Origin of the sequence: Variovorax sp. J2L1-78, assembly GCF_030317205.1 — a bacterium.
Classification (GTDB): Bacteria; Pseudomonadota; Gammaproteobacteria; order Burkholderiales; family Burkholderiaceae_C; genus Variovorax; species Variovorax arabinosiphilus.
The window spans coordinates 56,898-68,499 of record NZ_JASZYB010000006.1 but is presented as its reverse complement, the minus strand read 5'-3'; the positions used below and the strand labels follow the sequence as shown (position 1 = coordinate 68,499).

Sequence of the window (11,602 nt, the reverse complement as noted above, 5' to 3'; positions counted from 1 at the left end):
GGCGCCCAGGTTCAGGCTGTCGGGGGTCTTGAGCAGCAGCTCGTAGTGAAACAGGCTGTTCAGGCCTTCGTGGCCTGAGAGGCGGACCGGCTCCAGGGCCGGCTGGCCGAGAAAGACCGGGATGGCCGCGCTCGCCACCGACAAGCTTCGCGCGCCGAAGATGACGGATGCAGCTGTCATTTCTCGCGCACGCCCCACAGTTCCATGCGAAGGCCGGGGAAGTCGCCGGCGACATGCAGGGCCAGCCCGCCGTGCTTGACCATGTGCTCCCACAACGGACCGCGCGGATCGACCTGGAAATAGACGAAGCCCGCGTTGAACGGGATCTGGCGCGGCGGCACCGGCAGCGCCTGGAGGGGAATGCCGGGAAGGTGCGAGCGGATGAGTTCGGCGAGCCGGTCGCTCGGGCCCACCTTGCACTGCGCCGGAAACTGGCTGGCGAGCAGGTCGACCGGCGTGTGCGCGGCCACGGCGAACACCAGGTTGGAGAACCCCTGCAGTTCCGACGGGTCGACGCTCGCGACGCGAACACCGTTCGCACGGTTGGCCAGTGGAATATTCTGTGCGCTACGCACCAGTACGTCGTTCAACAACGACTGCACATCGCCAAACAGCTCCTTGAACGACAGGTAGGGGTTGATGTGCTGGTAGGCGGCGTGTTCGCGCGGCCGGCGGGTGCTCGGGCGGACGAAGGTGGACAACTCGCCCGTCAGCGTCCGCAGCGCGGTGTAGAGATGTTCGGGCGAGGTGTCGCCCACGCGCAGCCAATGCTCGAGCAAGGGCTCGTAGCGGTTGAGGATCTGCAGCAACAGAAAGTCGGAGACCTCGGCGGCCTCGCTCGACTTGCCGTCGTTGCCGCTGAGCCGCGCCGCGAGCGACTGCGCACGCAGCCGGCACAGCCCGTGCAGATTCGTCAGCCAGTCGGTGAGCAGGCCGCTGGCGCCATAGCCCGAGACGGGCGGCACCAGGTTGGGGTCCAGCGCGATGCTGCTGTCCGACCGCAGGGTGGTCACGCGCGTCAGCGGCAGCCCGATCCATGCATCTGTCATTTCCCGTTGCGGCAAAAGGCGCAGCCGAAGGCGCGACAGCTGGACGGTCTTGGGGCCTTGGCCGATCGAATTGGCGTCTCTCAGCTCGGTGTCGAAGACCGAGAAGCGGGCGAGCGAGGCGCTCGATGCGCCGGGGTCGTCGAAGCTGGTCTCTTCACCGTTGGGCGTGCGAATGGGCACGGCCAGATAGATGACCTGCTCCAGATGCTCGGGCAGGATGGTCAATGGCGCGGGGGGCAACGTCTGCCCCGGCGTGTCGAAGGGCGTACCGTCCGCAAAGATGCCGGACGCACTGGCCAACACCACCTTGCCCAGCGAGAGCGATTCGGCGTCGATCGCGAAATGCGAGAAGCCCCAGTAGAAAGGGCTCAGTGCCGCAGCCCGCTTGTGCGCGAGGTGCTCCAGGTAGCGTTCCTGCTGCTGAAACAGCTGCGGGCGCAGGAACAGGCCTTCGCTCCAGGCAACCTTGTTGTACCAACTCATGGTGTGAGGACTTCGCCGATGGGAATGGGAATGCGGAACGAGGCTCGCGGCGCCGAGGTGCGTGCCGTGCGACCTCCACACGACGCGCCTCGACCCCGTCGAGCCTCAAGCGATCAGGACTCCTTGTTGCCCTTGATGTCGTAGCCGGCGGTCACCGCGCCGCCGCTGCCGCCCTGTGCGTTCTGCACGGCGTATTCCTGCTTGATCTTGGAGAAGGACAGCCGGACGCGTTCCTTGACGCGCAGCTCGTCGACGTTCGAGCCGAAGGGCTGGACGCTGGTGATGATCACGTCGGTGAAGGTGAACTTGAGGTACTCGAGCGGGCTGCCGCCGGCCTTGCGCACCGTGAGCTTGGCTTCTTGCACATGCTTGCCGGTGAGGCAGTACTTCATGAGGTTGGGACTCGAACGGTCCACGTAGTGGTCGAACTCCAGGTCCTCTACCGTGGCCTTGCCTGCGCCGCCGCCGGAGCCCGCGTGCATGGTCGATTCCTGCAGCACCTTCCAGTTGAAGCTCAGGACCTCGATTTCGTTCTTGTGGGACGAATCCAGCGATTCGCCTTCGATGCCGTTGATCTTCAGAAAAATGTCTTGAGACATGAAAACTCCCTTGATGTGAATGAACAGACTTCGGTATCAGGAGGTTGGGTAGTGACCCAACCTCCTTGCGGACGACGTGACAGCATCGACCGCGAAAACACCGGCAGAAGCCGGCGTTGCGTCAGGCGGCTTCCTTGAGCGACGGCAGCTTGGCCACCAAGCGCAGGGACACCGTGAGACCCTCGAGCTGGAAGTGAGGGCGCAGGAAGAACTTCGCGCTGTAGAAGCCCGGGTTGCCTTCCATGTCCTCGACCACGACCTCGGCCGCCGCCAGCGGGCGGCGTGCCTTGGTTTCCTGCGATGAGTTGACCGGATCGGCATCGACGTAATGCATGATCCATTCGTTGAGCCAGCGCTGCATGTCGTCCCGCTCCTTGAACGAGCCGATCTTGTCGCGCACGATGCACTTGAGGTAGTGCGCGAAACGTGTGCTGGCAAAAAGATACGGCAGCCGTGCCGACAGGTTGGCGTTGGCGGTGGCATCCGCGTCCACGTATTCCTGTGGCTTCTGCAGCGACTGCGCGCCGATGAAGGAGGCGTGGTCGGTGTTCTTGCGATGCACCAGCGGGATCAGGCCAGCCTTCGCCAATTCGGCTTCGCGGCGGTCGGAGATGGCGATCTCCGTCGGGCACTTCATGTCGAAACCGCCGTCGTCCGTGGGGAAGGTGTGGCACGGCAGGTTCTCGACCGTGCCGCCCGATTCCACGCCGCGGATCATCGTGCACCAGCCGTATTGCTTGAAGCTGCGGTTGATGTTGACGGCCATGGCATAGGCCGCGTTGTTCCAGACGTAGTTCCTGTGGTCGGCGCCTTCGGTCTGCTCCTCGAAGTCGAACTCGTCGACCGGGTTGGTCCTGACGCCGTACGGCAGGCGCGCAAGAAAGCGCGGCATGGCCAGGCCGACGTAGCGCGCATCTTCGGTATTGCGCAGCGCCGTCCACGGTGCGTGCTCGAGGTTGGACGTGATCTTGGCCAGATCGCGGGGGTTGGCGAGTTCCTGCCACGATTCCATGCCCAGCAGCGAGGGCGCCGAGCCCGCGATGAACGGCGCATGCGAAGCGGCCGAGATCTTGGCGATGGCGCCCAGCAGTTCCACGTCGGCGGGCGTGTGATCGAAGTAGTAATCAGCGACGAGGCAGCCGTAGGGCTCGCCGCCGAGCTGGCCGTACTCCTCTTCGTAGATGCGCTTGAAGACCGGGCTCTGGTCCCAGGCGATGCCCTTGTGGCGGCGCATGGTGCGGCGCATCTCGTCCTTGGAGATGTCCATGAAGCGGATCTTGAGCTTCTCGTCGGTTTCGGTGTTGTAGACCAGGTGGTGCATGCCGCGCCAGGCCGACTCGACCTTCTGGAAGTCGGCCTGGTGCAACACGAGGTTGATCTGCTCGGAGAGCTTGCGATCGATCTCGGCAATGATCGCTTCGATGCTGCTGTAGGCATCGTCGGTCATGGTGCTGGCGTTGATCAACGCCTGCTCGGCGAGCGTGCGCACGGCGGCTTCGACGGCATCGCGTGCTTCTTCGGTCTTGGGCTTGAACTCCTTGTCGAGCAGCGACGAGAAATCACCGACGTCGGCGAACTGGGTCGATGCCGCGGGGGCTTGCTTGGAATGGGTCTTCATTCGAGGTCCTTGGGTGTTCGAGGTCGCAACGCGGCCGGTCAGGCGGTAGCCGCGCCGGCATCGGCGGCCGCCGTCGGTTTCGGTGCAGCAGCCAGGGACTTCATGAGCGCCGGGTCTTGCAGCAGCTGGTTGACCAGGCTTTCCGCGCCGGCCTTGCCGTCCATGTAGGTCTGCAGGTTCGACAGCTGCGTGCGGGCTTCCAGCAGGCGGCTGAGCGGCTCGACCTTGCGTGCGATGGCCGCCGGCGAAAAGTCGTCGATGCTCTCGAAGGTGATGTCGACCATGAGCTGGCCCTCGCCCGTCAGCGTGTTGGGCACAGCGAACGCGACGCGCGGCTGGATCGCCTTCATGCGCTCGTCGAAGTTGTCGATGTCGATGTCGAGGAACTTGCGTTCGGCCACGGGCGGCAGCGCCTCCACGGGCTTGCCCGACAGATCGGCAAGCACCCCCATGACGAAGGGCAGTTCGATCTTCTTTTCCGAACCGTAGATTTCCACGTCGTATTCGATCTGGACGCGTGGCGCTCTGTTGCGAGCAATGAATTTCTGACTGTTGTTGATCATTGGCACTCCCTGGTTGAACATAGAAACGGATTGGGGGCGATGCATCGACTGGGTGCTCTGACGGCACGTACAGGCGGCATCACGAGGAAGGATCAGGCGTAGTCGAGGCGGCAGGCGATGGCGTCTCCTTCTCGCAATCCGTGGTCTGTGCGAAGCGGCTCGACATCCACGGCGATCTGCGCGATGACCCGCTTGTCCTGCAGCGCCTGGAGCCAATGCCGAGAGAGCACCGGCAGCAGGTTCTGCTCGATGAAGCCGATCAGCCGGCGCGCGCCGGTCTCATGCGTTCCGCTGCGCGCAATGACATGGCTGGTGAACGCATCACTGAACAGCAGTTCGATGCCGTGCTGCTCTCGCATGCGATCCGCGACGCGGCCGAGGTGCAGGCGCACGATGTTGCTCAAAACCCCCTCACCCAGCGGCAGGTAGGGCACCACCGCAAGCCGGCCAATGAACGCCGCCGGGAACACCTGGCGCAGCTCGGGTTGCAGCGCGTCGCGCAAGGCGGCGGTGTCTGGCACCAGCGCCGGGTCTTCGCACAGGGTGGCGATCAGTTCGGAGCCGGTGTTGCTGGTCAGCAGAATCGTCGTGTTGCGGAAATCGATGTGGCGGCCTTCACCGTCTTCCATCCAGCCCTTGTCGAACACCTGGTAGAACATCTCATGCACGTCGGGGTGGGCCTTCTCCACCTCGTCGAGCAGGATCACGCTGTACGGTTTGCGACGGACGGCCTCGGTCAGCACGCCGCCTTCGCCGTAGCCCACGTAACCAGGCGGCGCGCCCTTCAGGCTCGACACGGTGTGTGCCTCCTGGAACTCGCTCATGTTGATGGTGATGAGGTTCTGCTCACCGCCGTACATGGCCTCGGCCAGCGCCAGCGCCGTTTCCGTCTTGCCGACACCGGACGGGCCGACCAGCAGGAACACGCCCACCGGCTTGTTGGGATCGGTCAGGCGGGCGCGGGCGGTCTGGACGCGCTCTGCGATGGCGGTGAGCGCCTCGGACTGCCCGATGACGCGCTGGTTCAGCGTCGCATGCAGCCCGAACACGGCAGCCACCTCGTCCTTGACCATGCGGCCGACGGGAATGCCCGTCCAATCCGCAATGATCGCCGCGACCACGGCCTCGTCGACCTGCGCGAGGATCAGGGCCGCATCGCCCTGCTGCCCCTGCAACGCCGTCTCCAGCGTGCCGAGCGTCATCGTGTCGTCGCCGATCTCGTCGGCGGGCGTCTCCTGCGCAGCGCGTGCCGAACGCAACGCATGGATGCGCTGGACGAGCGACAGCTCCTGTTGCCAGCGCGCTTCCTGCGCGGCCAGTTCGGCCTGCACCTCCGCCTTCTGCGCATTCGCCAGCGCCGCGCGTTGCGCCCGTGCCTCGGCCCCTTGAGAGATGACCGATTCGTTCGCCAACAGCGCGAGTTCGGCATCGAGCGCGAGAATGCGCTGGCGCAGGTGCTGCACGGAGGCCGGCGGCGTGTGCAGAGACATGGCGACGCGCGCACAGGCCGTGTCGAGCAGGCTGATCGCCTTGTCCGGCAGCTGGCGCGCCGGAATGTAGCGATGCGACAGCACGACGGCGGCGCGAACCGCCTCGTCGAGCACCATCACGCCGTGGTGCTCCGCGAACGTGGGCACCAGCCCCCGCACCATGTCGATGGCCGACGCCTCTTCCGGCTCCATCACCTGCAGGACCTGGAAGCGGCGCGTGAGCGCCGGGTCCTTCTCGATGTGGCGCTTGTATTCGCTCCAGGTCGTCGCGCCGACAGTACGCAAGGTGCCGCGCGCCAAAGCCGGCTTGAGCAGGTTGGCCGCGTCTCCGGTCCCGGCCTGGCCACCCGCACCGATGAGCGTGTGCACCTCGTCGACGAACAGGATGACGGGCTGGGTCGACGCGCTCGCCTCCTCCAGCAGTTGCTTGAGCCGCGCTTCGAATTCGCCCCGCATGCTGGCGCCCGCCAGGAGCGCGCCGACATCCAGGCTGAGCAGACGCACCTCGCGCAGCGTCGGCGGCACCTCGGCACGCGCGATGGCCAGCGCCAGCCCTTCGACCACCGCCGTCTTGCCGACGCCGGCCTCGCCGGTCAGCAACGGGTTGTTCTGGCGGCGGCGCAACAGGATGTCGACCATCGTCCGGATTTCGTGCTCGCGCCCGATCACCGGATCGATGCCGCCAGCGCGCGCGCGCGCCGTCAGGTCGCTGCAGTATTTTGCAAGCGCCGACTTGTCTTCGGTCGCGTCGGCCATCGCGCCGCTGGCCTCACCCGGAACGGCAGCCGTCAGGCCGGACCCGTCATAGGCCCCCTCGTGGTCTTCGGGAGAGCCGGCCACGATGGCAGCGAGCGATTCGCTCAATGCATCGACCGGGATCTTCTGGAATGCGGGAGATATCCCGAGCAACAGCCTGCGCAACTCGGGCGTCTGGACGAGCGCCGCCAGCAACCAGGCGCTGCGAATGCGCCGGTCACCGAACTCGAGGCTCGCGAGAATCCATGCGCGCTCGACGGTGGCGCCTACGTGGTGCGAAAAATCACTCAGCGACGTGGCGCCGGCAGGCAGGGCCGACAGCGCCGCACTCAGATCTCTGTCGATGACCGCCGAATCGATGGTGTAGTGACGAGCGATCCGATGGAGGTCGCTGTCGTTCAATTGCCAGAGCTGGTGGATCCAATGCGTCAGTTCGACATAGGGATTGCCTCGCAGCTTGGCAAATGCAGTCGCGGATTCAAGCGCCCGAAAAAGGCTCAGGTTGAGCTTGCCGAACAATGCGCGTCGAGAAATGGCCATCGCCCACTACCCTCGCGTTCCGCCAATTCGACACACCCACGCCGCAGTCATCCAACCCATGAAACCACTCCCCATCCATCTTTGTAATGGGAGTGATTCTGGTGTCCGCCGCCTCACCGCGGAAACCGGAATTATGAATAAATGTTAACCACCCAAAACAGCGTCAATTTTCGAGAAGCAATGCGCAGATCAATGCAAACCGATGCGGCATGCAGACTCGGCAAATGACACACAAAAGCGTATTAGGAAGTCTTTTTTCGTACTTACAAAGAAACACCAGCCGAATCTGGAAGTAACTGGTGGCAGACGAGCATGCCCTGTGCGTCGAGAGCCTCGGTCTGCTCAAGGACATGTCGCAGAATTCCCGGCAACTCGAACACCGCCCGGTTGTGCATCCGCTGCGTCGCCGCCCGGTAGCGCGGCAAGTCCCGCACGAGTTCCGCCACCGCGCGGTCGACCTTCGCGAAGCTAGTCAGCACCCGCCCCACGCCGTTCTCCTGCACCCACTGCGCGTTGTAGCGCTCCTGCGGCAGCGTCCAGCGGTTGCGCACCACGATCACGGGCAGGTGCATCTGCACCGCTTCGCTCAGGCTGCCGGGGCCGGGCTTGCCGATGAAGAAGTCGGCCAGGTGCATGGTCCGCGCGACGTCGGGCGTGAAGCCCAGCACCAGCCGTGGCGCGCGTGCGGGCAAGGCGCGCAGCGCGTCGGCCAGGGCGGTGTTGTGGCCACAGGCCAGGATGAGTTGCGTGTCGGGCAGGCGTTTGGCGATGCCGAGCATGGCCTTGGAGCCCTGCCCGCCGAACAGCACGATGCCGGTCGGCCGATGCGGGTCGAGGCCCAGGCGGCGGCGTTCGGCGGCGCGATCGCCCGGGGGCGGCGCGTAGAAGTCGTCGCGCAGCAGCATGCCGGAGCTGGCGTGGATGTGCGTGGCGGGCAGGCCGGCGTCGCGCGCCTGCTGCACCGCGTGGGCCGAGCCGCAGACGACATGCTGGTCGATGCCCTTCTCGATCCAGAAGCGCGGCGGGTGGTCGGCCAGGTCGGTCAGCACGGTGACGAAGGGCACGCCGGGCAGCGCGCTGGCCAATGACTCGCGCAAGCCGCGGTTGAAGTTCGGAATCATCGAGACGACGAGCTCGGGCTCGGTCGCCAGCCAGTGCTGCTGCAGCAGGCGCACGGTGGGCCCGTGCCACCAGCGGATCATGGCCTGCAGCAGCTTCAGTTCCTGCGCCAAGCCGACCGTCCAGCCGCGGGCGATGCGCTTGTTGTAGTAGTCCTCGGGCTCCATGCCCGTCATGCGGCGAAAGCGCTGCGCGGGGTCGAGCACTTCGCGCAGGTTGACCAGGCGCACCGTCCACGGCAGGCCGGCGCGCGCGATGGCGGCCTTGAGCGCGATGGCCGATGCGCGGTGGCCGCCGCCGGCGTCGAAGTAGACGAGGTCGACCGTGCGTTGCCGATCGCTCATGCGGGCACCGCACGCTTGCGGGCGCCGCCGCGTCGCACGCGTGTGGCCACGGGCATGTGCTCGGCCCAGCGGATGATCTCGAGCGTGCCGTCGGCGCTCTCGCCCAGCGCCGTGAGGCTTTCGACCCAGTCGCCGTCGTTGCAGTACAGGATGCCGTCGATGTCGCGCATCTCGGCGTGGTGGATGTGGCCGCACACCACGCCCTGCACGCCGCGCTTGCGCGCCTCGCGCGCCACGGCGGTCTCGAAGTCGCCGACATAGCTGACGGCGCGCTTGACCTTGAGCTTGAGGTACTGCGACAGCGACCAGTACGGCAGGCCCATGCGGGCGCGCAGCGAGTTGAGGTGGCGATTGAGCCGCAGCGTGAATTCGTAGAGCGAATCGCCCACATGGGCCAGCCACTTGGCGCACTGGATAACGCCGTCGAACAGGTCGCCGTGCATCACCCAGAGCTTGCGACCGTCGGCCGTCTCGTGCACCCAGTCTTCCACCACCTCGATGCCGCCGAAGTCGTGGTTGACGTACTTGCGGGCGAACTCGTCGTGGTTGCCCGGCACGAAGATCACACGCGTGCCCTTGCGCGCCTTGCGCAGCAGCTTCTGGATCACGTCGTTGTGCGCCTGCGGCCAGTACCACTGCCGCCGCAGCTGCCAGCCGTCGATGATGTCGCCGACCAGGAAGAGCGTCTCGCACTCGGTGTGCTTGAGGAAGTCGAGCAGCGCGGTGGCCTGGCAGCCGGGCGTGCCCAGGTGCAGGTCCGAGATCCACAGCGTGCGGTAGCGCAGCGGTGGACGCGTCACGTCATCGTCAGCCGTGTCATGTGACAGGGCCGTGGTGTCGCGCCATGCGCGAAGAAAGGCGTCGTCGCGTTGCATGGGAGGGTAGCGTCATCGACGCGCGTGTCGGCACCGTGGCGAAGGCGTGACGCTTCGGTGACGTGGCGCGCACGCCACCCGGCCGGTGCGCCGGTCAGGCGGCCGGCGCGGCCGGGTCGGTCTCTTCTTCCAGCCGCAGGTACTGGATGTTCAGCGTGATCGCCTCGGCATAGCGCAGCACGAAGTAGTCGCCCTCGACCGGGTAGAAGCGCTCTTCGGCGGCCGGGTCGCCCGGCGCGGCGTCGAGCGCCTTGTCGCCGCTGAGCGGGCGGCGGCCGACGCCCTGCAGCACCAGCCGGTCGAGCGAACCGTCGGGCGTGAAATAGAAATCTTCGAGAAAGCCCTGGTAGACCACGGGCTGGCCGGCGACATCGACCACGGCCGCCACCTTGATCAGGTCGGGCAGCTCGGCGCGCTCGAAGTCGGCACCGGTGAGCAGGTAGTACCAGGGCGCGTCGTGGAAGCGTGCCACCGGCGCCAGCCAGTGGCCCAGGCGATCGAGCCGGCGCCAGGTGATCAGCGAGCGCAGCAACGTGGGCGCCACGACGCTCGCGGCCAGCAGCGTGCCGAAGTAACGCGCCACCGGCCCGGCCAGCGCGCCGACGCTGGCCACCGCCGCGGTCTGCGTGGCCGGGCTCGACGAGAGCAGGCCGAGCAGCAGATCGAAGCGAAGGGTTTCACCCAGGACGAGCCACGCGCCGAAGAGCCACAGCCCGTGCAGCAGGCAGGCCCAGAGCACGGCTTCGGCGACGACCCGGCCGAAGGGCGCGTAGTCGAGCGCGGTGCGTTCGGCGCGCTTGAAGCGGCTGCGAAAGACGAAACCGGGGAGGACGAGCAGGAAGATGACCAGCGCCGGCAGCGCGACGTTCATCGCGGTCCGCGGGCGGCGTCAGGCCGCCTTGGGGACGACCACGGCGGTCAGGCGGCGCACCGTGGCGCCCTCGCGCAGCAGGATGGTCTGCTCGCTCGCGTCGGGCTCGCCCCGCCGGCTCGCCAGCGACACGACCTGCCGCAGCTGCATGCGCGCCTGGTTGTCGGCCAGGACTTTCTTCGCGAGGGGGCTTTGAAGCGCTTTCATGACGGTTCCGTTCGATGAGGGCGGCAATGGCCGGATAGTGCCAGAAGCGAGGCCCGCTCACCACTGGCCACGGCCTTCATGCCCAGGAGATGGCACCGCGCGCGCCGAAAGCAAGTGTCGACTCGTCGCCGGCACAGCGCTGGATCTCGACGGTCGAATGCACGATCTCCTCGTGCATCGAGAAGGTCGCGCGCACCGCCTCGGCGTCGAGCGTGGGCGAGTGGGTCACCACGGTCAGCGCGCACGAATAGGCGTTGCGGCCGACGCGCCAGACATGCAGGTCGGCCACGCGGGTGTGCGAATCCGCCAGGCCGTGCTCGACGCCTTCGCGGATCTCGTCGACCACCGGGTGGTCCATCTCGCGGTCGAGCAGCACGCGGCCGGTCTGCAGCAGCAGGCCCTTGGCCCAGATCGCCACCAGCACGGCGCCGACGATGCCCATCAGCGGGTCGAGCCAGCGCCAGCCCATCAGCCAGCCGCCGACCAGCGCCGCGATGGCGAGCACCGAGGTGGCGGCGTCGGCGATGACGTGAAGGTAGGCCGACTTCAGGTTGAGGTCTTCGCCGTGCGCGTGGCCGTGGTCATGGCTGTGCCCATGCGCGTGTTCATGGCCATGGTCGTGCCCGTGGTGCGCACCGCCCAGCAGCCGGGCGCAGACGAGGTTCACCAGCAGCCCGATGACGGCCACCACGATCGCCTCGCGGTAGTGGATCGGCTCGGGCGACCACAGTCGCTCCAGCGAGCCGACCACCATCAGCGCCGCGATGCCCAGCAGGAAGAGCGCGCTGGCGAAGCCGGCCAGCACCTCGATCTTCCAGGTGCCGAAGGCGAAGCGCGGGTCGGCCGCGTAGCGCCGCACCGCCGCATAGGCGAAGGCGCTCAGGCCGATGGCGAAGGCATGCGAGCTCATGTGCCAGCCGTCGGCCAACAGTGCCATCGAGTTGAACCACCAGCCGGCACCGATCTCCAGCACCATCGTGGCGGCGGTTATCCACATCACCAGGCGCGTGCTGCGCTCGGCGCCGTGGCTTTCGGTGTCGAAGCGGTGGTGGTGCTGCCAGGGGCGCAGGTCATGGGTGTGCATGGCG

At 66.5% G+C, this 11,602-nt stretch carries 11 protein-coding genes; all 11 read right to left on the bottom strand.

Going from position 1 to position 11,602, the window contains the following annotated elements; genetic code table 11:
* Positions 1–180, bottom strand: a 180-nt coding sequence (locus QTH86_RS26985; protein ID WP_286649339.1) for a hypothetical protein, incomplete at its 3' end; no start/stop codon positions are given.
* Complete coding sequence (gene tssK / locus QTH86_RS26980) at positions 177–1,532, bottom strand: type VI secretion system baseplate subunit TssK (RefSeq protein WP_286649338.1); 1,356 nt, start codon at positions 1,530–1,532, stop codon at positions 177–179. The genes tssK and QTH86_RS26985, both read right to left, overlap by 4 nt.
* Before the next feature lie 113 nt (positions 1,533–1,645).
* Positions 1,646–2,131 (bottom strand): Hcp family type VI secretion system effector, encoded by a 486-nt coding sequence (locus tag QTH86_RS26975; protein WP_286649337.1) that lies wholly within the window; start codon positions 2,129–2,131, stop codon positions 1,646–1,648.
* Between the two features lie 121 nt (positions 2,132–2,252).
* The gene (gene tssC, locus QTH86_RS26970) at positions 2,253–3,749 is read right to left on the bottom strand and encodes a type VI secretion system contractile sheath large subunit (protein ID WP_286649336.1); all 1,497 of its coding nucleotides are present in this window, start codon (positions 3,747–3,749) and stop codon (positions 2,253–2,255) included.
* A gap of 38 nt (positions 3,750–3,787) precedes the next feature.
* The gene (gene tssB / locus QTH86_RS26965; RefSeq protein WP_444814125.1) at positions 3,788–4,312 is read right to left on the bottom strand and encodes a type VI secretion system contractile sheath small subunit; all 525 of its coding nucleotides are present in this window, start codon (positions 4,310–4,312) and stop codon (positions 3,788–3,790) included.
* Between the two features lie 92 nt (positions 4,313–4,404).
* A complete protein-coding gene (tssH, locus tag QTH86_RS26960; protein WP_286649335.1) occupies positions 4,405–7,098 on the bottom strand; it encodes a type VI secretion system ATPase TssH in 2,694 nt (897 codons plus the stop codon).
* A gap of 263 nt (positions 7,099–7,361) precedes the next feature.
* Positions 7,362–8,561 carry a glycosyltransferase gene (locus QTH86_RS26955; protein ID WP_286649334.1) on the bottom strand — a complete coding sequence of 400 codons (1,200 nt, stop codon included), beginning with the start codon at positions 8,559–8,561 and terminating at the stop codon, positions 7,362–7,364.
* Complete coding sequence (locus tag QTH86_RS26950; protein ID WP_286649333.1) at positions 8,558–9,436, bottom strand: UDP-2,3-diacylglucosamine diphosphatase; 879 nt, start codon at positions 9,434–9,436, stop codon at positions 8,558–8,560. The genes QTH86_RS26955 and QTH86_RS26950 overlap by 4 nt, the downstream gene beginning before the upstream one ends.
* 94 nt (positions 9,437–9,530) lie before the next feature.
* Positions 9,531–10,307, bottom strand: a complete 777-nt coding sequence (locus QTH86_RS26945; RefSeq protein ID WP_286649332.1) for a hypothetical protein — start codon at positions 10,305–10,307, stop codon at positions 9,531–9,533.
* 18 nt (positions 10,308–10,325) lie between these two features.
* A complete protein-coding gene (locus tag QTH86_RS26940) occupies positions 10,326–10,514 on the bottom strand; it encodes a hypothetical protein (protein ID WP_286649331.1) in 189 nt (62 codons plus the stop codon).
* A gap of 76 nt (positions 10,515–10,590) precedes the next feature.
* Positions 10,591–11,598 carry a CDF family Co(II)/Ni(II) efflux transporter DmeF gene (dmeF, locus tag QTH86_RS26935; protein ID WP_286649330.1) on the bottom strand — a complete coding sequence of 336 codons (1,008 nt, stop codon included), beginning with the start codon at positions 11,596–11,598 and terminating at the stop codon, positions 10,591–10,593.
* Positions 11,599–11,602 lie beyond the last annotated feature (4 nt).